Source organism: Streptomyces sp. NPDC048255 (assembly GCF_040652415.1).
Taxonomy (GTDB): Bacteria; Actinomycetota; Actinomycetes; order Streptomycetales; family Streptomycetaceae; genus Streptomyces.
In genome coordinates, this window is the sequence record NZ_JBEZMA010000004.1 from 160,075 (window position 1) to 182,897 (window position 22,823).

Genomic DNA, 22,823 nt, shown 5'->3' on the forward strand with positions numbered 1-22,823 from the left:
CAGCAGGAGGGGGACGCAGGGGTGGAGCGCAGGTCGATCGGGGCGGGGGCGCTGGCGGTGGGCGCCGTCGGGCTCGGCTGCATGCCGATGAGCTGGGGGTACGCGCCTTCGCGCAGGCGGGGCCACGAATCGCTGGCCGCGGTGCACGCGGCGCTGGACCTGGGGTCGAACCTGCTGGACACGGCCGATCTGTACGGGCCCTACACCAACGAGCTGCTGCTCGGCCGGGTGCTGCACGAGCGGCGGTCCGAGGCGTTCGTCTCGGCCAAGGTCGGACTGCGGGCCGGCGACCAGCACGTGGTGGCCGACGGGCGGCCGGGCTACATACGGCGGGCCTGCGACGCCTCGCTGCGGCGGCTGCGGACGGATGTCATAGACCTCTATCAGCTGCACCGGGTCGATCCGGACGTGCCGGTGGAGGAGACCTGGGGGGCCATGGCCGAGCTGGTGGGCGCGGGCAAGGTGCGGGCGCTCGGCTTCTGCGCGCTGGGCGCGGGGGCCGGGCCGGGGGCCGGGAGGCGCGGGGACCGGGCGTACGGGACGACCCTGCGGCACCTGGAGCGGGCGCAGCAGGTGTTCCCGGTGAGCGCGGTGCAGGCGGAGCTGTCGGTGTGGTCGCCGGAGGCCGCCTGGCAGCTGCTGCCGTGGTGTGCGGCGCGGGGGGTGGGGTTCCTGGCGGCGATGCCGCTGGGCAGCGGGTTCCTGACCGGGACGCTCACGCCGGGCCAGGGCTTCGAGTCGCAGGACGTGCGGGCGCGGCATCCCCGGTTCACGGCGGATGCGATGGCCTCGAACCAGGTGCTGGTGGCGGGGCTGCGGCGGGTGGCGGCGGGGCACGGCCCCGAGGTCACGGCGGCGCAGGTGGCGCTGGCCTGGGTGCTGGCGCAGGGGCCGCAGGTGGTGCCGGTGCCGGGGGCCGACCGGGCGCACTGGGCGGCGGAGAACGCGCGGGCGGCCGAGGTGAGGCTGACGGCCGGGGACCTCGCCGAGATAGCGGCCCTCCCGGCCGCGGTGGGAGCCTGGGACTGACCCGGCCGGTCGGGACGGCCCCCACAACCACTCGATCGGGTGTACGAGTGACGGAACTTCGGGAACTGCCTCGGCTGTTGAGACAGATGAAAGGCACGACCGAAGGACCGGAAGGGAGCAGGGCGATGCGATACGGACGGGTTTTCCGAGCGGGGTACGGGGCCGGGGCCTCGGGAACCGGTATGCCGGCGGCCGGGTTGTCCGGGCCGGGGCGGTACGCGGACGCCGGTACGGGTGCGGGGGCGGTTACGGGCACGGGGCGTCGGTGGGTGCTGGCGGCCGTCGCCCTGGCCGGGTGCGGCGCCCTGCTGGCGACGGGATGCTCCCCGGGCGGCGGTGACGCGCTCCCCGGCAGCTCACCACCGGGTACGGCTTCCCCGGGGGCCGGATCACCGGCCCCCTCCGGGAGTGCCTCCGCGTCGCCCGGGGCGGTCGCACCGCCCGCCAAGGGCGCGGTGACGGTGACCGGTGAGGTGGCCAAGGGGCTGGAGTCGCCCTGGGGCGTTGCACCGCTGCCGGGCGGGGACCTGCTGGTGGCCTCCCGGGACAAGGGGACGATCAGCCGGGTCGCGGTGGGGTCGGGCGCGGTGACGCAGATCGGCGAGGTGCCCGGGGTGGCCCCGGGCGGGGAAGGCGGGCTGATGGGCCTGGCCCTGTCCCCCACGTTCGCCTCGGACCGTCTGGTGTACGCGTACTTCACCACCGAGTCCGACAACCGCATCGCCCGGATGCGTTATGACGAGCAGAGACCTGCCGGACAGCAACTGGGGGCGCCCGACACGGTGTTCCGGGGCATCCCCAAGGGCCTGATCCACAACGGCGGCCGGATCGCCTTCGGCCCGGACCGGATGCTCTACGCGGGCACGGGCGAGACCGGTGACACCGGGCTCGCGCAGGACAAGAAGTCGCTGGGCGGCAAGATCCTGCGCATGACCCCGGACGGGAAGCCGGTGCACGGCAACCCGGAGGCGGATTCGGTCGTCTACTCCTACGGGCACCGCAATGTGCAGGGGCTCGCCTGGGACAAGGACAAGCGGCTGTGGGCGGCCGAGTTCGGCCAGAAGGCCTGGGACGAGCTGAACCTGATCGAGCCCGGCGGGAACTACGGCTGGCCGGAGGCCGAGGGCAAGGCGGGCAAACCCGGTCTGCGGGATCCGGTGGCCGTGTGGAAGACGGACGAGGCCTCGCCCAGCGGGATCGCCTGGGCCGAGGGGTCGGTGTGGATGGCGGGTCTGAGGGGTGACCGGCTGTGGCGGATCCCGCTGGCGGGGACCGAGCTGGTGGCGGAACCGGAGGCGTTCCTGGAGGGGAAGTACGGCCGGCTGCGCACGGTGGTGGCCCTCGGCGGGGACAGATTGCTGCTGGTCACGAGCGAGACGGACGGGCGCGGGTCGCCGGAATCGGGCGACGACAGGATCCTGACACTGACGGTGCGGTGACCGGCGTGGCCCCGCTGGGGGGCGAAGGGTGCGGTGGGTGCGGTGTTCAACCTGATCGAGGAGCTTTTCAACCCGGGACGCAAGCACACGGACGAGGAGAAGAAGCGGCTGGAGCTGTCCCGGGTCGACCTCAATGACGGGGACCCGGGACGGGGTCCGATAGACCTGGAGTCCGGCAAGGTGGTCATACGCGTGGAAGAGCAGCCTCCGGACTCCGGCTGACGGGTCCGGCCGGGGCGAAGAGCCGTAGCCGGTGGGCGAGGGCGGCCGCCTCGCCGCGGCCGGAGACACCCAGCTTCGCCAGGATGTTGGAGACGTGCACGCTCGCCGTCTTCGGGGAGATGAAGAGCTCCCCGGCGATCTGGCGGTTGGTGTTGCCGGCCGCGACCAGGCGCAGCACGTCCCGCTCGCGGCTGGTGAGGCCGAGCGCTTCGGCCGGGTCGGTCTCGGGTGCGGGCGGGGCCGGGGGCGCGTCGGCGTCGGTGAGGGGGAGGCGGGCGCGCTGCGCGAGCAGGGCCAGGTCCTCGCGCAGCCGTCGTGAGCCGAGGCGGTCGGCGGTGGCGTGGGCCTCGCGGAGCAGGGCAGCCGCGGACTCCCGGTCGGCGCCGGCGGTCAGCAGGGCCTCGGCGAGCCGGTAGCGGGCCCGGGCCAGCAGGTACGGGCGGTCCAGCGGGCGGATGGCCTCCTCCACGGCGGTCCAGTCGGCGACGGTGTCCCGGGCCTCGGCCCGGAGCAGCTCGGCCCGCAGGAACTCGGCGTGGGCGGCCCACACCGGTGCCGGGGTGGCCAGCGTGCGGGTGGCGGTGCGCAGCAGGCCCAGGGCGGCTTCCCGGCCGGCTTCGGCGGCGGGCAGTCCCCGGGCGTCCGCCTCGGCGGAGGCGGCGGCCAGCAGCAGCGGCCAGGCGTAGCGGTGCTGTCCGAGGGCGAAGCCGAAGGCGACGGCCTTGGTGATCTCGGCGCGGACGTCGGCGATGCGCCCCTCGCCCGCGGCCACTCCGACTGCGAGGCGGAAGAGCGGCAGGCGGTGCTGGGGCTGTGTCTCGTGGGTGCCGAAGTGGGCGTGGGCCGCTGCGAGCTGCTGGGCGGCCTCGGCCAGTTCGCCGCGGGCCAGGGCCAGGTAGGCGATGCGGGCGGAGGCGGAGCCGCGGGGCGCCGCGCTCTGGCCGACGAGCAGGGTGCGCCGGGCCGCCTCAGCGGCCTCGTCCCAGCGGCCGAGGCTGTACAGGCTCTCCGCCATGTTGCCCCGCAGCCATGCCTCGGTGTCGAACAACCTTGATCTGCCGACGAGTTCGGCTCCCTGTTCGGCCAGCTCCACGGCTTCGCGTGAGCGGCCCATGCTTTCCAACTGAGAGGTGAGGTTGATATGAGCACGTCCCGCCAGCGCCGTGAGCCCGAGTGCGGTGGCCCGGTCCTTGACCGCGTGCATCTCGCTGAGTCCGCCTTCGGCGTCGCCGGCGTCGGTGAGCAGTGCGCCTGCCGTGATCCGGGCGTTGAGCTCGATGTCCTCGGCGCCGAGCATCCGCGCGTACTCGACGGCGCGTTCGGCGGCGGCGAGGTTGGCGCGGCCCGGGTTGTGGAGCATTCCCCAGCTCGCGGCCCGGACCAGGACCTCGGCGTGCACCTGGGACGGGGGCAGCCCCCGGACGAGCTCCTGTGCCTTGGCGATCTCCTCCCAGCCGTCGCCGCGGGCCAGGCTGGAGACGAGCCGGGAGCGTTCGGTCCAGAACCAGGCGGCCCGCAGCGGGTCCGGGTCCTCATCCAGCAGGCGCAGCGCCGTCTTGGTGAACTTGAGCCCGCGCTCGCGCTCCCCTCCGTAGCGGGCGGCCACCGTGGCCTCCGCGAGCAGGTCGAGCCGCCTCAGCGGGGTGGTGGCCGGGTCGCAGCCGCACGGCGGGTACACCTCGGTGTAGTCCGCCGGGCGCAGCGACTCGCGGACCTCCTCCGGGGCGCTCTCCCACAGGTCCATGGCCCGCTCCAGCAGCCGCAGCTGCTCGGAGTAGGCGTGCCGGCGGCGGGCGGCGACGGAGGCGGCGAGCACGGCGGGCAGCGCCTTGGCCGGGTCGTTCGCGTGGTACCAGTAGCTGGCCAGCCGGATGATCCGCTCCTCGGCGCGGATCAGGACGTCGTCGGCCTCCATGGCTTCGGCGTACCGGCGGTTGACGCGGGAGCGCTCGCCGGGCAGCAGGTCGTCGCTGACGGCCTCGCGGACCAGCGAGTGGCGGAAGCGGTAGCCGTCGCCGTCCGGGGTCGGGAGCAGGATGTTGGCCCCCACGGCGGCCCTGAGTGCTTCGATCAGCTCGTCCTCGGCCAGCCCGGTGACGGCGCGCAGGAGGGGGTACTCCACGGTCGAGCCGCCCTCGGCGACGATCCGCACCACGCGCTGGGCCGCGTCGGGGAGCACCTCGACGCGGACGAGGAGCAGGTCGCGCAGGGACTCGGTGAGGCCGGCGCGGCAGCCGTTCTCCCGGGAGGCGACGAGCTCCTCGACGAAGAAGGCGTTGCCGTCGGAGCGGTCGAAGACGGAGTCGACGAAGTCCTCTTCGGGCTGCGAGGCGAGGATGCCCGCGAGCTGGCGGCGTACTTCGGCCCGGTTGAAGCGGGGCAGTTCGATGCGCTGGACGGTGCGCAGCCGGTCCAGTTCGGCGAGCAGCGGGCGCAGGGGGTGGCGGCGGTGGACGTCGTCCGCGCGGTAGGTGGCGACGACGACGAGCCGGCCGCTGGCGAGGGTGCGGAAGAGATAGGAGAGCAGGTGGCGGGTGGAGGTGTCCGCCCAGTGCAGGTCTTCCAGGACGAGCACGACGGTGCGGTCGGTGGCGAGCCGCTCGAGCATGCGGGCCGTCAGTTCGAAGAGCCGGGCGGTGCTCTCCTCGTCGTGCGGTCCGCGCGGGGTGTCGCCGAGTTCGGGGAGGATCCGGGCGAGTTCGTCCTCCTGGCCCGCGGCCGCGGCGGCCAGTTCCCCGGGGAGCCGGCGGTGCAGGGTGCGCAGGGCCGTCGAGAACGGGGCGAAGGGAAGTCCCTCCGCCCCGATCTCCACACAGCCCCCGACGGCGACCACGGCGCCGTGCCGGTCCGCCTCGCAGAGGAATTCCTCCGTGAGGCGGGTCTTGCCGACCCCGGCCTCTCCCCCGATGAGCAGGGCCTGCGGCTCCTGGCCGGCGGCGCGTGTCAGGGCGTCGGTGAGTGCGGCCAGTTCGTCGGCTCGGCCGACGAACACCGGGCTGACAGATCTGGTCTCCACGCCGCCGAGCATCGCACAGCCGTCCTGTCCAGCGGCACTCGTTATCGGTGCGCTCCTCATCACGCGTCAGTCCACGGGGGCCGCGACGCGGTTCACGCGGCGCGGGTGAAGCGGCTGCGGACCCCTCTCACCAGCCCTTCGGGTTCCTGGCTTCGCGAGGAGGCGCGGCGCGCGTTGCGGGCCTCCCGGACCAGGCGGTACGCGTCGGCCTGGCGGATGAGGTCGGCGTGGCGGGCGGAGACCATCTCGTGCTCGAACATTTCGTACTCCCTGGTTGCTTCTCTCGGACACCTCGTTCGGTGTGATCCAAGATTCGCTTCCCAGGGGGTGCGGGCACATCGGGATCATGCCGCATCTACGGGCGCCAGGGGGCCTTAGTCCGGGGCCGGAGGTCTCCGACGGGGACTAAGGCATCTCCGCACGGCAGACCCCGCCGGGGGAAGGGCTTAGGCGGGGACCTTCGGGAGGGGGAGGAAGTACAGGAAGCCGAAGACCAGCGCGCCGAGGGCGCCGAGCACCACGGCTGCCCAGGAGACGGCCCGGACCCAGGCCGGAAGGGTGCGGCCGGGAGCGCCGAAGGCGGGGCGGGCCAGGACGAAGACGGCGATGAGGAGGGCGAGGGTGGACAGGACGCCGTTGACGAGGGCGGTGAGCTGCCAGCCGTCACCGTAGAGCGCGGCGATCTGCTCCGCTGCCGGGGCGGACTTGTCTCCCTCTATCTGGCCCATGAGGCCCTGGCGCTCGGCCAGGACGCGGGAGCCCCAGGTGCCGCTGAGGGCGACGAGGGAGAGTCCGGCCGCCACGATCGCGGAGGCCGCGGCGCCGACGCCGCCGGGCTGCTCCTCGTCCTCGGCCAGGTCCTCGTCGAACTCCTCGTCGTCCGCGTTCTCGTCCGCGTTCTCGTCCGTGAGTTCGGCGTCGGTGGCGGTGTCCGCGGCGGTCGCGGTCGCGCTCCCGGCCTCGGCGGGCCGGGGGGCCTCGGCCTTCACGAGGTCGGCCGGGGTGGTGTCCGCCTCGGGGGCGTTCGGGGCGGGGGTCTTCGTGGTGTCCATGCGGGGCACCGTAGGCGGCCCGCATGAGAGCTGCCTGAGAATCCGGTGACGGATGCGACACGGGCCCCGCCGTCGGCGGGGCCCGGCCTGAGATCCTAGGCGCGGGAGGCGGACCATTCGGGGGCGAGGATCGCCCAGATCTCGGTGTCCTGCCGGACGCCGCGGTGGAGGTGGTTCTGGCGCATGACACCTTCGCGGGTCATACCGAGGCGTTCGGCCACGGCGAGGCTCTTCTTGTTGCCGGTGGCGGCGTGCCACTCGACGCGGTGCATGCCGCGCTCGCCGAAGGCGTAGTCGATCAGGACGCGGCAGGCTTTCGTCACGAGGCCGCGGCCGGCCGCGGCGGGCTCCAGCCAGCAGCCGATCTCGCAGTTGCCGGTCTCCGCCTCGAACGCCGGGAAGAGGACCCCGCCCACCAGGGTGCCGTCGAGCCGGATGCCGAAGAACCGGGCGCCGTCCTCGCCGGCCTTCACGGCGTACTTGGCCAGCAGGGCCCGGGCGGACTCGACGTCCGGGGACCGGTCCGGGAAGCCGACGTACTGGCCGATGAATTCACGTCCGCGTTCGATGTGCGCGAAGAACTCCTCCGCGTGCCGGGCTTCCAGCGGGAACATCTGGGCGTCGTCAGCGAGGTCTATCGAGAACATGCGCGTTCTTCCTTGGGTCTCTTGCGGCGGATGGCCGGATCACCGGGAGCTGGTCGCGGACTCGGCGCCGTCCTCGCTCGTGGCGGGGTCCGAACCGGGCCGCTGCACCGGAAGTTTCGCATGGGGACCGCGCTCGGGCGGCTCGATGCTGATCTTCGGCAGCCGTCGGTCGAGCCAGGCGGGCAGCCACCAGTTGGCGCCGCCGAGCATGTGCATCAGGGCGGGCACGAGAAGGGTGCGCAGCACGAAGGCGTCGAGGGCGACGGCGGCGGCGAGCGCGATGCCGAACATGGCGATGATCCGGTCGCCGCTGAGGACGAAGGCCAGGAAGACGGCGATCATGATCACGGCCGCGGAGTTGATCACCCGGCTGGTCTCGGCCAGACCGACGCGGACGGCCCGCTGGTTGTCGCCGGTCTCCAGCCACTCCTCGTACATCCGGCTGACGAGGAAGACCTGGTAGTCCATGGACAGTCCGAAGAGGACCGAGACCATGATCACGGGCAGGAAGGGTTCGATCGGTCCGGCGCTGCCGAGGCCCAGCGTCTCGCTGCCCCAGCCCCACTGGAAGATGGCCACGACGACGCCGAAGGAGGAGGCCACGGCCGCGACGTTCATGGCGGCGGCCTTGAGCGGGATGCCGATGGAGCGGAAGGCCAGCAGCAGGAGCACGCAGCCGAGGGCGATGACCACCCCGACGAAGAGCGGCAGTTTGCCGATGATGACCTCGGCGAAGTCGTCGTAGCCGGCGGTCACCCCGCCGACGTGGACCTCCATGGAGGTGCCGTGCCCGGCGCGCGGGACGACGTCCTCGCGGAGCCGGTCGACGAGGTCGCTGGTGGCCCTGGACTGGGGTGCGGAGTCCGGGACCACGGTCAGTACGGCGGTGTCACCGCTGCGGTTGAAGACGGCCGGGCCGGTGGAGGCGACGCCCTCGGCCGTACGGAGTTCCTCGGCCAGGCGGTCGACGGCGAGCCGGTCGGCGGCGCCGTCGAGGCGGGCGACGACGGCGAGCGGGCCGTTCATGCCCGGCCCGAAGCCCTCCGCCAGGAGGTCGTAGGCCTTCCTGGTAGTGGACGTGGCCGGGTTGTTGCCCTGGTCGGAGGTGCCCAGGTGCAGCGAGAGCGTGGGCAGGGCGAGCACCAGCATGACCACGGTGGCGAAGACGCCGAGGAGCTTCGGGTGCCGTTCCACGAAGGCGGACCACCGCACGGCGAAGCCGGTGGTCCGCTCGGGCCGCGGGCCCTCGGCGGCGAGCCGGCGGCGCTCGCGGCGGGAGAGGGCGCGCATGCCGATGTACGAGAGCAGGGCGGGCAGCAGGGTGACCGAGGCGGCGACGGTCAGCACCACCGTCACGGAGGCGGCGATCGCGACGCCGTTCAGGAAGTTCAGCCGCAGCACGAGCATGCCGAGCAGGGCGATGCAGACGGTGGCCCCGGCGAAGACGACGGCCCGGCCGGTGGTGGCGACGGCGCTCTCGGCCGCCTCCTCGACCGGCAGGCCGCGCAGCAGTCCCTTGCGGTGGCGGGTGACGATGAACAGGGCGTAGTCGATGCCGACGCCGAGTCCGATGAGGGTGCCGAGCATCGGCGCGAAGTCGGCGACCGGCATGGCGTGCCCGAGCAGGGTGATGCCGAAGTAGGCGGTGCCCACGCTGACCAGGGCGGTGGCGATGGGCAGCAGGCTGGCCGCGAGCGAGCCGAAGGCGAGGAAGAGCACGAGCGCCGCGACGGCCACGCCGATGACCTCGGCGAGGTGTGCGGTGGGGGCCTCGGTCAGGCCGATGGCGCGGCCGCCGAGTTCGACCCGGAGGCCGTCGGCCTCGGTGGTCGGGTTCTTCGCCGCGTCGACGACGGCCTTGGCCTGCGCCTTGGGTACGGCGTCGCCCTGCTGGTCGAACGTGACCACGGCGTAGGCGGTGCGCCCGTCGGGGCTGATCTGGGCGGCGCTCTCGGGGCCGGCCCCGTACGGGCTGCTGACGGATCCGACGCCGGGGAGTTGGGCTATCGCGTCGAGGGCCCGGGTCATGCGCTGCTCGACCGCCGGGCTGCGGACGCCCTGCCCGTCCGGCCGGCCCTGCTGGTCCGGCTGGCTCTGCTGGTCCGGCTGGCTCTGCTGGTCCGGCCGGCCCTGCTGGTCCGGCTGGCTCTGACCGCCCTGTTGACCCTGCGGGTCCTGCCGGTCCGGGACCCGCCACACGATGGTGTCGGTGTCCCCGCCCTGGCCGTGGAAGCCCTCGCGCAGGAGGTCGCCCGCCTTGCCGGACTCGGTGCCGGGGACCGCGTAGTCATTGGAGAACGCCGCTCCGGCGCTCCCCGCGGCCGCCGCGGTCCCACCGAAGGCGATCAGCCAGATGAGGACGGCGAGGAGACGGTGGCGCATACACCACCGCGCGATTGCTGCCAACGGACGTGCTCCCTGGTGGTTCGGATCTTTACCGGGAGGCAGCCCGTCGCAAAGAACACTTGAACTCGTGAAGGCCCGGCCGAGGACCCGGGGGATCGCCCCGGGGATTCGGCCCATTTGGTCTACACCTGAACGATCTCAGCCATTCGTGATCGTTGGCCCCTTACGTGTGCATCGTCACAGGGGCTCGGGCAGGTGCGGGACCTCGGTCAGGACTGCTCGGGCTGATCGGCCCGGTAGCCCGGGATCGAAGGCCAGCGGACCGTGAGGACCACCGCCTCCTCCTCCGCGTACCAGGAATGGTCGACGCCGCGCCCCCAGAGCACGTAGTCCCCCTGTTCGGCGAGGACGACGGTCCGCCCCGGGAACTCCAGCCGGAAGCGCCCGCTGATGAGCACCAGCAGCGCGGTGCGCTTCTCCCCGGTCGCCCACCGCTCCCGCGCGTCGCCCTTGGGGTGGACGCCCCATTTGATCTCCACGTCCTCGCTGTGACGCGGATCCGCGGGGTCCTTGAAGTGACCGAGGAGCCAGCCGCGGTCGGCGGCGGCATCGGGGGTGGCCTTGCCGGTGTAGATGGTGGAGTCGTCGTTCACGGGGTGAGGTTAATGCAGTTGTGCGGCAGGCCCGGACACTGGTGAGCTGAGCCGATGACCATGAATGCGGAAGAACTGCTCAAGGTGCGCGACCTGTACGACGCCGAGATGCGGCGGGGCGCGCAGGCCGACGCGGCGCAGGCCCGCGTGGAACGGGTGGGCGCGGTCGTCCGGCAGACCGTGCCCGGGCCCGGATGGAACGCGGTGCTCTGGTCGGACCTCGACGAGGAGAGCGCGGACGCGGAGATCGCGGCGCAGGTGGCGTTCTTCGCCGGCCGCGGGGTGCCGTCCGAGTTCGAGTGGAAGCTGTACGGCCACGACCGCCCGGCGGACCTCGGGCAGCGGCTCCGGGCCGCCGGTCTGGTGCCGGAGCCGGCCGAGACGCTGATGGTGGCGCGGGTGGCCGACCTCGCGGAACTGCCGGTGGAACCGCCGGAGGGGATCACCCTGCGGACGGTCACCGACGAGGCGGGGGTGGACCTGATGATGGAGGTCCACACGGGGGCCTTCGGCGCCGAGCACCCGCACATCCGCGAGCAGATGCTCAGCCGGCTCACGCACGAGCCGGACACCATCACGGCCGTGCTGGCGATGGCGGGCGACACCCCGGTGAGCGCGGCCCGGATGGAGATGCGGGCGGGGACCTCGTTCGCGGGCCTGTGGGGCGGCGGCACGGTCCCGCAGTGGCGCGGCCGCGGCATCTACCGCCTCCTGGTGGCCCATCGCGCCCGCGTCGCGGCCGAGCGCCGGATCCCGTACCTCCAGGTGGACGCGTCGGACGACAGCCGCCCGATCCTGGAACGGCTGGGATTCGGCGTCCTGGGCGTGACGGTGCCGTACCTGTGGACGGCCGCGTAGCCGCTACGGGAACACGGCGCGGCGCGGGCGGGGCCGAGCACCTCGGCAGGGACCCGGCAGGGCGGGCACCGCGTGCGTCGGCAGGCGCCCAGGTCCGCCCCGCGCCCTTCCGCCCCCGCCCGGGCACCCGGCAGGATCACCGCATGGAACGCATCAGCCCGCCGATGACCGGCGACGAACGCGAAACCCTCCGCGCCTACCTCGACTTCCACCGGGCCACCCTCGCCATGAAGTGCGAGGGCCTCACCGACGAGCAGCTGCGCCGCGCCTCGATGCCCCCGTCCACCCTGTCCCTGCTGGGGCTGGTCCGGCACATGGCGGAGGTCGAGAGGCACTGGTTCCGCCGGGTCCTGAGCGGCGAGGACCTTCCCCACCTGTGGTCGGACACGCACGACTTCCAGGCCGCCTACGACGCCTCCGGCTCCAGCCGCGCCGAGGCGTTCACCGCCTGGGAGGCGGAGGTGGCCCGCTCCCGCCGCATCGAGGCCGCCGCCGAGTCCCTGGAGGTGACGGTGCTCGTACCGCGCTGGGAGGAGAAGGCCTCGCTGCGCCTGCTGATGCTCCACCTCATCCACGAGTACGCCCGTCACAACGGCCACGCCGACTTCCTGCGCGAGGCGATCGACGGCACGACCGGCGCCTGAGCTGCCGAAAGGGCCCCGCACCCTCATGGGTGCGGGGCCCTTCGCGGAGTACGGGGATCAGCCCTCGGAGACGCCCAGGCGCTCCAGGATGAGCTCCTTGACGCGGGCCGCGTCGGCCTGGCCGCGGGTGGTCTTCATGACCGCGCCGACCAGGGCGCCGACGGCGGCGACCTTGCCGCCGCGGATCTTGTCCGCGATGGCCGCGTTGCCGGCGATGGCCTCGTCCACGGCCGCGCCGAGCGCGCCCTCGTCCGAGACGACCTTCAGGCCGCGCTTCTCGACGACCTCGTCCGGGGTGCCCTCGCCGGCGAGGACGCCTTCGAGGACCTGGCGGGCCAGCTTGTCGTTCAGCTCGCCGGCCGCGACCAGCGCCGCGACCCGGGCGACCTGCGCCGGGGTGATCGGCAGCTCGTCGACGACGACGCCCTGCTCGTTGGCGTTGCGGGCGAGCTCGCCCATCCACCACTTGCGCGCGGCGGCCGAGTCGGCACCCGCCTCGATCGTGGCGACGATGGAGTCCACCGCGCCCGCGTTGAGGATCGACTGCATGTCGTGCTCGCTGACGCCCCACTCCTCGCGGAGCCGGTTGCGGCGCACGCGCGGCATCTCGGGCAGGCCGGCGCGCAGCTCCTCGACCCAGTCGCGGGCCGGGGCCACGGGGACCAGGTCGGGCTCCGGGAAGTACCGGTAGTCCTCGGCGTTGTCCTTGATGCGGCCGCCCGTGGTGGAGCCGTCCTCCTCGTGGAAGTGCCGGGTCTCCTGCACGATCGAGCCGCCCGACGAGAGCACCGCCGCGTGGCGCTGGATCTCGAAGCGGGCCGCGCGCTCGACGGAGCGCAGGGAGTTGACGTTCTTGGTCTCCGAGCGGGTGCCGAAGGGCGCCTCGGGGTTCGGGCGCAGCGACAGGTTCACGTCGCAGCGCATCTGGCCCTTGTCCATGCGGGCCTCGGAGACGCCGAGCGCCTTGATGACCTCGCGCAGCTCGGCGACGTACGCCTTGGCGACCTCGGGGGCCCGCTCGCCCGCGCCCTCGATGGGCTTGGTGACGATCTCGATGAGCGGGATGCCGGCCCGGTTGTAGTCCAGCAGCGAGTGGGACGCGCCGTGGATACGGCCGGTGGCGCCGCCGACGTGCAGCGACTTGCCGGTGTCCTCCTCCATGTGGGCGCGCTCGATCTCCACGCGGAAGATCTCGCCGTCCTCCAGCTGGACGTCCAGGAAGCCGTTGAAGGCGATGGGCTCGTCGTACTGGGAGGTCTGGAAGTTCTTCGGCATGTCCGGATAGAAGTAGTTCTTCCGGGCGAAGCGGCACCACTCGGCGATCTCGCAGTTGAGCGCGAGGCCGATCTTGATGGCGGACTCGATGCCGATCGCGTTGACGACCGGGAGCGCGCCGGGCAGGCCCAGGCAGACCGGGCAGGTCTGCGAGTTGGGCTCGGCGCCCAGCTCGGTCGAGCAGCCGCAGAACATCTTGGTCCTGGTGCCGAGCTCGACATGGACCTCAAGGCCCATGACGGGGTCGAACGAGGCGAGAGCGTCCTCGTACGACAGCAGTTCGGTGAAGGTGGTCACGGTGAAACTTTCCCTCTCAGCCCAGCAGGACGTCGTCGTCGCCCAGGCGCTTCAGCTCGCGGTACAGGATCGCGAGGCCGGTGACGATGGCGGCGGCGGACACGGCGGCGTCGACGAGCTTCAGCACGTCGTGCTCGGTGCGGGCCTTCTTGACCTGCTTGATCACGCCGAGGGCGCCGAAGGCGGTGGTGCCGATCGACAGGTAGGTGCCGGTCTTGGACTTCTTGAAGCCCTTGGCCTTGGACAGTGCACTGGTGCTCACAGCGACGGTGCCTCCTCAAGCAGCGGGTGACCCCAGCGGGCGACGAAGGCGGCCTCGACGGCCGCGCCGACCTTGTACAGCCGGTCGTCCTTCATCGCCGGGGCGATGATCTGCAGTCCGACCGGGAGGCCGTCCTCCGGTGCCAGGCCGCAGGGGAGCGACATGGCGGAGTTGCCGGCCAGGTTGGTCGGGATGGTGCACAGGTCCGCGAGGTACATCGCCAGCGGGTCGTCGGTGCGCTCACCGATCGGGAAGGCGGTGGTCGGGGTCGTCGGGGAGACGATCACGTCGACCTGCTCGAAGGACTTCTCGAAGTCCCTGGTGATGAGCGTGCGGACCTTCTGGGCGGAGCCGTAGTACGCGTCGTAGTAGCCGGAGCTGAGCGCGTACGTGCCGAGGATGACGCGGCGCTTGACCTCGTCGCCGAAACCGGCTTCGCGGGTCAGGGCGGTGACGTCCTCGGCGGACTTGGTGCCGTCGTCGCCGACGCGCAGGCCGTAGCGCATGGCGTCGAAACGGGCCAGGTTGGAGGAGCACTCGGACGGCGCGATCAGGTAGTACGCGGCCATCGCGAGGTCGAAGGACGGGCAGTCCAGCTCGACGATCTCGGCGCCGAGCTCCTTGAGGAGCTCCACCGACTCGTTGAAGCGCTGGACGACGCCGGCCTGGTAGCCCTCACCGGCGAACTGCTTGACCACACCGACGCGCATGCCGGCGACGGAGCCGTTGCGGGCGGCCTCGACGACCGGCGGGACCGGGGCGTCGATGGAGGTGGAGTCGAGCGGGTCGTGGCCGGCGATGACCTCGTGGAGGAGCGCGGCGTCCAGGACCGTACGGGCGCAGGGCCCGCCCTGGTCGAGGGAGGAGGAGAAGGCGACCATGCCGTAGCGGGAGACGCCGCCGTACGTCGGCTTCACGCCGACGGTGCCGGTGACGGCGGCGGGCTGGCGGATGGAACCGCCGGTGTCCGTGCCGATGGCGAGGGGCGCCTGGTACGCGGCGAGCGCGGCCGCGGAGCCGCCGCCGGAGCCGCCGGGGATCCGGGTGAGGTCCCAGGGGTTGCCGGTGGGGCCGTACGCGCTGTTCTCGGTGGAGGACCCCATGGCGAACTCGTCCATGTTGGTCTTGCCGAGGATGACGACGTCGGCTTCCTTGAGCTTGCGCGTCAGGGTGGCGTCGTAGGGCGGGATCCAGCCTTCGAGGATCTTCGAACCGACGGTGGTCGGGACCCCGACGGTGGTGAAGATGTCCTTGAGGGCGAGCGGTACGCCGGCCAGCGGGCCGAGCTTCTCGCCGGCCGCGCGCTTGGCGTCGACGGCGCGGGCCTGGGCGAGCGCGCCCTCGCGGTCGACGTGCAGGAAGGCGTGGACCTTCTCGTCGGTCGCGTCGATGCGGGCCAGGTGGGCCTCGGTGACCTCGACGGCCGTGAGCTCGCCGGAGGCGATCTTCTCGGCGGTCTGGGCTGCCGTGAGCTTGATGATCTGGTCGTTCATGGTTGTTAGTCCTCCCCCAGGATCTGCGGCACCTTGAAACGCTGCTGCTCCTGGGCGGGAGCGCCGGAGAGCGCCTGCTCGGGGGTGAGCGACGGACGGACCTCGTCCGCGCGCATGACGTTCGTCAGCGGCAGCGGGTGGGAGGTCGGCGGGACGTCTTGGTCGGCGACCTCGGAGACGCGGGCGACCGCGCCGATGATGTCGCCGAGCTGTCCGGCGAAGTGATCCAGCTCGTTGCTGGACAGCTCAAGGCGCGCCAGCCGAGCGAGGTGGACGACCTCCTCGCGCGTAATGCCAGGCATGCAGCGATCCTCTGGGGGTGGGTGGATGTTTCGTTTCGGACCCAATCCTATGGGGCCCGGCCCCCGGCCTGCGAAACGGTTTGGCGCTGATGCCGGTACGGGGCGGGGCGCGGGCCGCTGCGCGGGGCTTCCCCGGCTCCGCCCGGCCCCGCGCCTCAAACGCCGGCGGGGCCGAAATTGCCGCTGCGCGGCGATCCAGCCGCGCCGGGCAGGCAGCATCAGCCAAATCCAGCCCCGGCCGGCGTTTGAGGCGCGGGATCTGGGGCGGAGCCCCAGCAGCGGCGGCGCGCCCGCGGGCTCGTCAGACGGCGTCGGCCTCGGCAGCGGCCAGCTCGGCCGTGATGTCCGCCGGACGGCGCCAGCCGCGCTCGCCGCGGGCCAGCAGCCACGCCGTGGCCTCCTGCGGCGGCATCGCGGCGGCGACCAGCCAGCCCTGCACCGCGTCGCAGCCCAGGTCCCGCAGCCGTTCCCAGGTCTCGTCGTCCTCGACGCCCTCGGCCACCACCAGCAGGCCCAGCGAGTGGGCCAGGTCCACCGTGCAGCGGACGATCTCCGCGTCCTGGGCGTCGACCGCCAGCCGGCCCACGAAGGACCGGTCGATCTTCAGTTCGCTGACCGGCAGGCGGCGCAGGTGCACCAGCGAGGAGTAGCCCGTGCCGAAGTCGTCCAGGGACATCTTCACGCCGTGGCCGGTGAGCCCTGCCATGGTGTCCGCCGCCCGCTGGGGGTCTTCGAGGAGGACGTGTTCCGTTATCTCCAGCTGGAGGCCGCTCGCCGGGACCCCGTGCCGGGCCAGCCGCGCGGCCACCGCCCCCGCGAAGCCCGGGGTGTGGACGTCGCGCGGCGAGACGTTGACGGCGACGGGCACCTTCAGGCCCTGGGCCCGCCAGCGGGCCACCTGGGCGAGGGCCGTCTCCAGGACGTACTCGGTCAGGTGCGGCATCAGTCCGGAGGTCTCGGCGATCGCGATGAACTCGTCGGGCGATACCCGGCCGCGTTCCGGATGCACCCAGCGGACCAGTGCTTCCAACCCCGCGACCTGTCCGTCGAAGCGGACCTTCGGCTGGTAGTGGAGTTCCACTTCACCGGCGTCCAGGGCCCGGCGGAGGTCGCCGAGGAGGCCGAGGCGGTCGGGGGTGTTGCAGTCCCGCTTGGACTCGTACACCTCCACGCCCGTGCGGTCGCGCTTCGCCTGGTACATCGCCACGTCGGCGCGCCGCAGCAGCCCCTCCGCGTCGAGGGCGTGGTCGGGGAAGACGGCGAGCCCTGCGCTGGCCTCCAGTACGAGCGTGAGGCCGTCCAGGTCCAGGGGGGAGCTGAGCTCCGCGACCAGGTGGCGGGCGACCCGCTGGGCGCTGGTGGTGGAGTCGGCGACGGGGAGCAGGACGGCGAACTCGTCACCGCCGAGCCGGGCCGCCTCGGCGTCCTCGGGCAGGGCCTGGCGCAGCCGGTCGGCGATCTGGAGGAGCAGCCGGTCGCCCGCGAGGTGACCGAGGGTGTCGTTGACCGCCCGGAAGCGGTCCAGGTCGATCAGCACAAGAGCTGACCGGGTGCCCAAACGTTCAGCCTCGTCCAGCGCGCTCCAGGCCCGCTCCAGCAGCCACTGCCGGTTCGGCAGCCCGGTCAGCGGGTCCCGCAGCTGTTCCTCGGCGCGGGCGCGGGCGATCCACAGGGTGGAGTCCAGCGCGATCAGCGGTACGGCGAACAGCGGCAGCAGCACCGGCTGCGTCACGGCGACCACGCAGATCAGCGGGGCGATGCCGAGCAGCGCGACGGCCACCAGGGCCTGCCGCAGCAGGGCCGTACGCGCGATGGTGGGCAGGCCCGCCACCTGCGGGGACAGCGCCAGCCACAGCAGGAACCGCGTGACGAGGAGGTAGGCGACCGCCACCAGGACGATCTCGGGTACGGCTTCCAGCCCCCAGGTGGCGGGCTTCCACGGCTTCTCCACGGTCGGCGACTCGCCGAAGGCGGCGAGTACGAGGGCCCCCGCGCCGATGCCGAGGATGTCGACGGAGCCGTGCAGCAGCCCCTGCCGCCAGCGGTGCCGGCGCGCGGCCCCGACCAGGGAGACCACCGCGAGCGAGACGAGTCCCGCCGGCACCCATCCGTAGAGGAGCAGGACGCCGAGGGTGAGCGCGGCGCCCGATCCGGTGCCGCCCCACCAGCGGTCGCGGCCGAGCGCGACGAGGTGGCCGACGATGACTCCGGTGAGGAGGGCGAGCGCCCAGCCCACCGCGCCTCCGGGGAACAGAGCGTGACGGCTCGTCAGCGCGGACACGATGCCGGCCGCGAGCACCACGACGGAGAGGCCCACGATGACGAAGGGCAGCGCGGTGGGCCGCTTCGGCCCGCCCGTGCAGGCGTCGAGCGGCCGCGTCTCCGGCGTCCTGGCACCCAGGACGCCGAACCGGCCCGCCCGCATGGACGGGAGGTCCCCGCCGAACTCAGGTGGCGGGTCGGCGCTTTCGGTGGGTTTCATGCCCGTCCCTCTCAGAGCCGGCGATGCCGATGTCACGCGATGGCCCCGATGTCATGCCATCACGGCTGGAATCGCACCACGCAGCCGTGCACGACAGGCGCACCCCTCAACAGTAGGACGCGAGAGGCTCCCAGGGGCAGCGGTCGGCGGCGGTTGCCCGAATGCGACCCAGCCATCCTCATCAGTACGGTATCCGCCGAACGGGTGAGTTTGGACTCGGCCCCCCCTGTCACCCCTCCGATGATCCGACAGGTCACCGCCCTGCGACCAGGCTTGTACCAGCCGTTTACCACCGGCCAACGCGCCTGGCGTGCGCCCGCACGTACGGCCGCACGCCACGCATCGGTCCGCATGCGCTACTCCTTGGGGACGGGCCCCCCTTGGGGTATTACTCCGCTCCGGCGTCGCCGTCCACCGGGAGCGCGGCCTCCCGCGCCGCGTCCGGGCCCTGTTCGAGCAGCACCGCGAAACCGGCGTCGTCGAGGATGGAGAGCTTCAACTGCACCGCCTTGTCGTACTTCGACCCCGGGTTGTCGCCCACCACGACGAACGAGGTCTTCTTCGACACGGAGCCGGTGACCTTGGCGCCGCGGCTCTGCAGGGCCTCCTTGGCCCCGTCGCGGGTGTGGCTCTGCAAGGTGCCGGTGACGACGACGGTCAGCCCCTCCAGCGGCCGCGGCCCCTCCTCCTCGGCGGAACCTTCCTCCTCCATCCGGACCCCGGCCTCCCGCCACTTGCGCAGGATCTCCTGGTGCCAGTCGACGGCGAACCACTCCTTGAGGGAGGCCGCGATGATCGCGCCCACCCCGTCGGTCGCCGTCAGCTCCTCCTCCGTGGCCTGCTCGATGCGCTCGATGGACCGGAACTCGCGGGCGAGCGCCTCGGCGGCGACCGGCCCGACATGACGGATCGACAGGCCGTTGATGATCCGGGCGAGCGGGCGCTCCTTCGCGGCCGCGATGTTCTCCAGCATCGCCAGGGCGTTCTTCTTGGGCTCGCCCTTCTGGTTGGCGAAGACCGTGACGATCTTCTCCTCGCCCGTCTTCGGGTCCCGCTTGGGCAGCCCGCTGTCCGGGTCCAGGACGTACGCCTTGATGGGCAGCAGGTCCTCGATGGTCAGGCCGAAGAGGTCGCCCTCGTCCAGCAGCGGCGGCCGGGCGGGCTCCAGCGGGGCGGTCAGCGCGGCCGCCGCCACCATGCCGAAGTTCTCGATGTCGAGGGACTGCCGGCCGCCCAGGTAGAAGAGCCGCTCGCGCAGCTGGGCCGGGCAGGTCTGCGCGTTGGGGCACCGGACGTCGATGTCCCCCTCCTTCATCGGCCGCAGCTCCGTCCCGCACGCGGGGCACTCGGCCGGCATGACGAACTCCCGCTCGCTGCCGTCCCGCAGGTCCACCACCGGCCCGAGGATCTCGGGGATGACGTCGCCCGCCTTGCGCAGCACGACGGTGTCCCCGATGAGCACGCCCTTGGCCTTGACGACCTCCTGGTTGTGCAAGGTCGCGAACTCGACCTCGGAGCCGGCCACCGTCACCGGCTCCACCTGCGCGTACGGGGTCACGCGGCCGGTGCGGCCGACGCCGACCTTGATGTCGATCAGCTTGGTGTTGACCTCTTCGGGGGCGTACTTCCAGGCGATCGCCCAGCGCGGGGCGCGCGCAGTGGAGCCGAGCCGCCCCTGGAGGGCGATCTCGTCGAGCTTGACGACCACGCCGTCGATCTCGTGCTCCACCGAGTGCCGGTTCACGCCGAAGCGGGTGATGAACTCGCGGACCTCCGCGAGCGTGGACACCACCTCGTTGTGCCGGGCGGTGGGCAGGCCCCACTCGCGCAGCAGCTCGTACGCCTGCGACTGGCGCTCGATCTCGAAGCCCTCGCGGGCGCCGATGCCGTGCACGACCATGTGCAGCGGGCGGGTCGCGGTGACCTTGGGGTCCTTCTGGCGCAGCGAACCGGCCGCCGCGTTGCGCGGGTTGGCGAAGGGCTTGCCCTCCGCCTCCACCAGGCGCGCGTTGAGCTCCTCGAACTTCTCCATCGGGAAGAAGACCTCGCCGCGGATCTCGACCACGGCCGGGATCCGGTCCCCCTTGAGCCGGTCCGGGATCTCCGCGATCGTGCGGACGTTGGGCGTGATGTCCTCGCCGGTGCGGCCGTCGCCGCGGGTGGCCGCGCGGGTGAGGCGGCCGTTCTCGTACGTGAGGTTCACGGCGAGGCCGTCGACCTTCAGCTCGCACAGGTAGTGGTAGTCCGAGGTGTTCACGTCGCGGGCCACCCGCTCGGCCCAGGCGGCCAGTTCCTCGTCGTCGAAGGCGTTGTCGAGGGAGAGCATCCGCTCCCGGTGCACGACGGAGGCGAAGTCGGTCTCGTACGCCCCGGCCACCTTCTGGGTGGGCGAGTCGGGCGTACGCAGCTCCGGGTACTGGTCCTCCAGCGCCTCCAGCGAGCGCAGCAGCTTGTCGAACTCGGCGTCGCTGACGACCGGCTGGTCGTTCACGTAGTACCGGAAGCGGTGCTCCTCGACCTGCTCGGCCAGCAGCGCGTGCTGCTCACGCACTGCCGTCGGTACTGCCGTGTCCTGCTGTTCGGCTGCCATGCCGTGTCCTCCCGTGGCCCGTCTCGACCGTCACTCAGGGTTGTCGGCGAGCGACCTCGCCGCCCTGACGCAGTGCGCCTGCACCGCGCGGGCGTAGGCGGGTGAGGCACCTGCCAGACCGCACGACGGGGTGACCACGACGGACTCCGCCAGAGTCCCCGGGGCCAGCCCCAGCCTGCGCCAGAGCTTCCTGACACCCATGACGCTACCGGCAGGGTCTGACAACGGGCCGTCGGTGCCGGGCACCACTCCGGCGAAGAGTTTCGTACCGCCTTCGACGGCCTCGCCGATGGCGTCGTCCTCGCGCTCGGTGAGCAAGGAGAAATCGAACGACACGCCCGTCGCCCCGGCCCGCCGCAGCAGTCCGAAGGGGACCTCGGGCGCGCAGGAGTGGACGACCACCTCCCCGTCGTGGACGGCGAAGAGCTCGCGCAGGGTGCCCTCCACCACCTGCCGGTCCACGGCGCGGTAGGTGCGGTATCCGCTCGCGGACCGGACGCGGCCCAGCAGTACGGCGGTCAGGGACGGCTCGTCGAACTGGAGCACGACCTCGGCGCCCGGGATGCGCTTGCGGACGTCGGCCAGGTGCCCGCGCAGGCCCTCGGCGAGCGATCCGGCCAGGTCGCGGCAGGCTCCCGGGTCCTGGAGCATCGCCTCGCCGCCGTGCAGCTCCAGGGCGGCGGCCAGCGTCCAGGGCCCGACCGCCTGGATCTTGAGGCGGCCTGTGTACCCCTGGGTGAACTCCTCCAGGGCGTCGAGGTCCTCGCCGAGCCAGGACCGGGCCCGGCGGGTGTCGCGTCCGGGGCGGTCGCTGATCCGCCAGCCGCTGGGCTCGACGTGCGCGTACATCTCGACGAGCAGCCCGAGGGAACGCCCGATCATGTCCGCGCCGGGCCCCCGGGCGGGCAGCTCGGCGAGGTACGGGAACTCCTCGAAGGACCCGGTCACGGTCTTGGCCGCCTCGCGGGCGTCGCCGCCGGGCAGCGAGCCGATGCCGGTGGCGCCCGCGCTCATCGGCCCGGCCTGACGCTCAGGTCGTTGACCTCGGCGTCGCGGGGCAGGTCGACGGCCATGACGATGGTGGTCGCCACCGACTCGGGGTCGATCCAGGCGGCGGGGTCGTACTCCTTGCCCTCCTGGGAGTGCACCTTGGCCTGCATGGGGCTGGCGGTGCGGCCCGGGTACACGGAGGTCACCCGGATCCCGTTGGCCTTCTCCTCCTCGCGCAGCGAGTCGGCGAGGGCCTTCAGCCCGTGCTTGGAGGCGGCGTACGCGCTCCAGTCCGCGTGCGCGTGCAGCCCGGCCCCGGAGTTCACGAAGACGATGGTGGCGTGCGAGGCCCGCAGGGTGGGCAGCAGCAGCCGGGTGACCTCGGCGGGGGCGATCAGGTTCACGTTGAGCTGCTGGTGCCAGGTCTTGGGCCGCAGCTCCCCCACCGGTCCGAGGTCCACGATCCCGGCGATGTGCAGCAGGGAGTCGATCCGCTCTGGGACGGCCTGCTTGGAGAAGGCCCACGAGAGCCGGTCGGGATCGGCGAGGTCGCCCACGAGGGCCGCGGCGCCGGGGTAGCGGTCGACGAGCTCGCGGGCGCGGCCGGCGTCACGGGCGAGGAGGACGAGGTCGTCGCCGCGGGCGTGCAGCCGGGCCGCGACGGCGGCGCCGATGCCGGAACCGGCACCGGTGATCAGGTGAGTAGCCATGAGGCCCATGCTCGCACCCCCGGCCCGCCCGGCCGGTACGGGCGGTACGGGCGGGCGGTGGGCGCCGCCTTCCGGCCGGCCTCCCCTCCGCTCGGGCGGGGCCGGCGGGCGCCCGGCCGCCCGGTGCGGAGGGGCGTGGTGCGGAGGGGCGTGGTGCGTCAGAGGCCGGCGGCCTCGCGCAGGGCGGCGGCCGTCTTGCGCGCGTCGTAGCCGGCGGGAACCCCTTCGACGAGGATGGCCGTGCCCTCGATGTGGTCGGTGCGCAGCGGGAGGAGCGCCTGGTAGGCGGGTGAGGCGTACCAGGCGCGGGCCTGCTCGATGTCCGGGAAGCCGATCATGACGACGGTGCCGGGGAAGGGGCCCTCCAGGACCTCGACCTCGGCGCCGTGGACGAGGAAGCGGCCGCCGAAGGGCTCCATGGTCGGCTGGATCTCCTCGATGTAGCGGAGGATGTCCTCGTTCATGGTCTCGGGGCGTATGTGGGCGATGGCGTACGCGGTCATGGTGGTCTCCCCT

Annotated in this window: 20 protein-coding genes; 5 read left to right on the forward strand and 15 right to left on the reverse strand. The window is 72.7% G+C overall.

The features are described 5' to 3' along the window. The first annotated feature begins 21 nt into the window (after positions 1 to 21). From AB0D94_RS06090 to AB0D94_RS06100, 3 genes are all read left to right on the forward strand, one after another. Entirely contained in the window at positions 22 to 1,029 is a 1,008-nt protein-coding gene (locus AB0D94_RS06090) for an aldo/keto reductase (RefSeq protein ID WP_362046474.1), read from the forward strand. 269 nt (positions 1,030 to 1,298) lie between these two features. Then, positions 1,299 to 2,468 (forward strand): PQQ-dependent sugar dehydrogenase, encoded by a 1,170-nt coding sequence (locus tag AB0D94_RS06095; protein ID WP_362046173.1) that lies wholly within the window; start codon positions 1,299 to 1,301, stop codon positions 2,466 to 2,468. A gap of 42 nt (positions 2,469 to 2,510) precedes the next feature. Beyond that, positions 2,511 to 2,690 (forward strand): DUF6191 domain-containing protein, encoded by a 180-nt coding sequence (locus AB0D94_RS06100; RefSeq protein WP_362046175.1) that lies wholly within the window; start codon positions 2,511 to 2,513, stop codon positions 2,688 to 2,690. On the opposite strand, the gene AB0D94_RS06105 is transcribed toward AB0D94_RS06100, so the two are convergent. The 6 genes from AB0D94_RS06105 to AB0D94_RS06130 all read right to left on the reverse strand — a co-directional run bounded on the left by AB0D94_RS06105 (position 2,653) and on the right by AB0D94_RS06130 (position 10,404). Next, positions 2,653 to 5,718, reverse strand: a complete 3,066-nt coding sequence (locus AB0D94_RS06105; protein ID WP_362046178.1) for an AAA family ATPase — start codon at positions 5,716 to 5,718, stop codon at positions 2,653 to 2,655. The genes AB0D94_RS06100 and AB0D94_RS06105 overlap by 38 nt on opposite strands. 80 nt (positions 5,719 to 5,798) lie before the next feature. Further along, positions 5,799 to 5,966 carry a hypothetical protein gene (locus AB0D94_RS06110; protein WP_362046181.1) on the reverse strand — a complete coding sequence of 56 codons (168 nt, stop codon included), beginning with the start codon at positions 5,964 to 5,966 and terminating at the stop codon, positions 5,799 to 5,801. Positions 5,967 to 6,152: 186 nt separating this feature from the next. Continuing rightward, complete coding sequence (locus tag AB0D94_RS06115) at positions 6,153 to 6,758, reverse strand: hypothetical protein (RefSeq protein ID WP_362046184.1); 606 nt, start codon at positions 6,756 to 6,758, stop codon at positions 6,153 to 6,155. Positions 6,759 to 6,853: 95 nt separating this feature from the next. Continuing rightward, entirely contained in the window at positions 6,854 to 7,405 is a 552-nt protein-coding gene (locus tag AB0D94_RS06120; RefSeq protein ID WP_362046187.1) for a GNAT family protein, read from the reverse strand. Between the two features lie 39 nt (positions 7,406 to 7,444). Beyond that, on the reverse strand, positions 7,445 to 9,811 hold the full coding sequence (locus AB0D94_RS06125) for an MMPL family transporter (RefSeq protein WP_362046190.1): 2,367 nt from the start codon (positions 9,809 to 9,811) through the stop codon (positions 7,445 to 7,447). 209 nt (positions 9,812 to 10,020) lie between these two features. Beyond that, entirely contained in the window at positions 10,021 to 10,404 is a 384-nt protein-coding gene (locus tag AB0D94_RS06130; RefSeq protein WP_362046193.1) for a signal peptidase I, read from the reverse strand. A 60-nt stretch (positions 10,405 to 10,464) separates the two neighbouring features. On the opposite strand from AB0D94_RS06130, the gene AB0D94_RS06135 reads away from it, so the two are divergent. Together AB0D94_RS06135 and AB0D94_RS06140 are read left to right on the forward strand one after the other, a co-directional pair. After that, positions 10,465 to 11,262 carry a GNAT family N-acetyltransferase gene (locus tag AB0D94_RS06135; RefSeq protein WP_362046477.1) on the forward strand — a complete coding sequence of 266 codons (798 nt, stop codon included), beginning with the start codon at positions 10,465 to 10,467 and terminating at the stop codon, positions 11,260 to 11,262. 143 nt (positions 11,263 to 11,405) lie between these two features. Further along, on the forward strand, positions 11,406 to 11,906 hold the full coding sequence (locus tag AB0D94_RS06140; protein ID WP_362046196.1) for a DinB family protein: 501 nt from the start codon (positions 11,406 to 11,408) through the stop codon (positions 11,904 to 11,906). Between the two features lie 57 nt (positions 11,907 to 11,963). Here AB0D94_RS06140 and gatB read toward each other — a convergent pair whose 3' ends face one another. The 9 genes from gatB to AB0D94_RS06185 all read right to left on the reverse strand — a co-directional run bounded on the left by gatB (position 11,964) and on the right by AB0D94_RS06185 (position 22,810). Further along, on the reverse strand, positions 11,964 to 13,478 hold the full coding sequence (gene gatB, locus AB0D94_RS06145; RefSeq protein ID WP_362046199.1) for an Asp-tRNA(Asn)/Glu-tRNA(Gln) amidotransferase subunit GatB: 1,515 nt from the start codon (positions 13,476 to 13,478) through the stop codon (positions 11,964 to 11,966). A gap of 16 nt (positions 13,479 to 13,494) precedes the next feature. Then, positions 13,495 to 13,740: a hypothetical protein gene (locus AB0D94_RS06150; RefSeq protein ID WP_362046202.1), complete on the reverse strand. Its 246-nt coding sequence runs from the start codon at positions 13,738 to 13,740 to the stop codon at positions 13,495 to 13,497. Next, positions 13,737 to 15,233, reverse strand: a complete 1,497-nt coding sequence (gene gatA, locus AB0D94_RS06155) for an Asp-tRNA(Asn)/Glu-tRNA(Gln) amidotransferase subunit GatA (RefSeq protein WP_362046205.1) — start codon at positions 15,231 to 15,233, stop codon at positions 13,737 to 13,739. The genes AB0D94_RS06150 and gatA overlap by 4 nt, the downstream gene beginning before the upstream one ends. A gap of 5 nt (positions 15,234 to 15,238) precedes the next feature. Further along, a complete protein-coding gene (gatC, locus tag AB0D94_RS06160; protein WP_030010586.1) occupies positions 15,239 to 15,535 on the reverse strand; it encodes an Asp-tRNA(Asn)/Glu-tRNA(Gln) amidotransferase subunit GatC in 297 nt (98 codons plus the stop codon). 301 nt (positions 15,536 to 15,836) lie between these two features. Beyond that, positions 15,837 to 18,017: a bifunctional diguanylate cyclase/phosphodiesterase gene (locus AB0D94_RS06165; RefSeq protein ID WP_362046209.1), complete on the reverse strand. Its 2,181-nt coding sequence runs from the start codon at positions 18,015 to 18,017 to the stop codon at positions 15,837 to 15,839. Positions 18,018 to 18,405: 388 nt separating this feature from the next. Beyond that, positions 18,406 to 20,607, reverse strand: a complete 2,202-nt coding sequence (gene ligA, locus AB0D94_RS06170; protein ID WP_362046212.1) for an NAD-dependent DNA ligase LigA — start codon at positions 20,605 to 20,607, stop codon at positions 18,406 to 18,408. 30 nt (positions 20,608 to 20,637) lie between these two features. After that, entirely contained in the window at positions 20,638 to 21,621 is a 984-nt protein-coding gene (locus AB0D94_RS06175; RefSeq protein ID WP_362046215.1) for a methionine synthase, read from the reverse strand. Further along, complete coding sequence (locus AB0D94_RS06180) at positions 21,618 to 22,307, reverse strand: SDR family oxidoreductase (protein ID WP_362046218.1); 690 nt, start codon at positions 22,305 to 22,307, stop codon at positions 21,618 to 21,620. Before AB0D94_RS06180 ends, AB0D94_RS06175 begins: the two co-directional genes overlap by 4 nt. A gap of 158 nt (positions 22,308 to 22,465) precedes the next feature. Next, positions 22,466 to 22,810, reverse strand: a complete 345-nt coding sequence (locus tag AB0D94_RS06185) for a DUF1330 domain-containing protein (RefSeq protein ID WP_362046221.1) — start codon at positions 22,808 to 22,810, stop codon at positions 22,466 to 22,468. Between the last annotated feature and the right edge of the window lie 13 nt (positions 22,811 to 22,823).

What these genes read in the sequence shown, in the direction of transcription:
- AB0D94_RS06105 (WP_362046178.1), bottom strand. Translation starts at nt 5,718, where the DNA reads ATGCTCGGCGGCGTGGAGACCAGATCTGTCAGCCCGGTGTTCGTCGGC.
- AB0D94_RS06110 (WP_362046181.1), bottom strand. Translation starts at nt 5,966, where the DNA reads ATGTTCGAGCACGAGATGGTCTCCGCCCGCCACGCCGACCTCATCCGC.
- AB0D94_RS06115 (WP_362046184.1), bottom strand. Translation starts at nt 6,758, where the DNA reads ATGGACACCACGAAGACCCCCGCCCCGAACGCCCCCGAGGCGGACACC.
- AB0D94_RS06120 (WP_362046187.1), bottom strand. Translation starts at nt 7,405, where the DNA reads ATGTTCTCGATAGACCTCGCTGACGACGCCCAGATGTTCCCGCTGGAA.
- AB0D94_RS06135 (WP_362046477.1), top strand. Translation starts at nt 10,465, where the DNA reads ATGAATGCGGAAGAACTGCTCAAGGTGCGCGACCTGTACGACGCCGAG.
- AB0D94_RS06140 (WP_362046196.1), top strand. Translation starts at nt 11,406, where the DNA reads ATGGAACGCATCAGCCCGCCGATGACCGGCGACGAACGCGAAACCCTC.
- gatA (WP_362046205.1), bottom strand. Translation starts at nt 15,233, where the DNA reads ATGAACGACCAGATCATCAAGCTCACGGCAGCCCAGACCGCCGAGAAG.
- gatC (WP_030010586.1), bottom strand. Translation starts at nt 15,535, where the DNA reads ATGCCTGGCATTACGCGCGAGGAGGTCGTCCACCTCGCTCGGCTGGCG.
- AB0D94_RS06165 (WP_362046209.1), bottom strand. Translation starts at nt 18,017, where the DNA reads ATGAAACCCACCGAAAGCGCCGACCCGCCACCTGAGTTCGGCGGGGAC.
- ligA (WP_362046212.1), bottom strand. Translation starts at nt 20,607, where the DNA reads ATGGCAGCCGAACAGCAGGACACGGCAGTACCGACGGCAGTGCGTGAG.
- AB0D94_RS06175 (WP_362046215.1), bottom strand. Translation starts at nt 21,621, where the DNA reads ATGAGCGCGGGCGCCACCGGCATCGGCTCGCTGCCCGGCGGCGACGCC.
- AB0D94_RS06180 (WP_362046218.1), bottom strand. Translation starts at nt 22,307, where the DNA reads ATGGCTACTCACCTGATCACCGGTGCCGGTTCCGGCATCGGCGCCGCC.
- AB0D94_RS06185 (WP_362046221.1), bottom strand. Translation starts at nt 22,810, where the DNA reads ATGACCGCGTACGCCATCGCCCACATACGCCCCGAGACCATGAACGAG.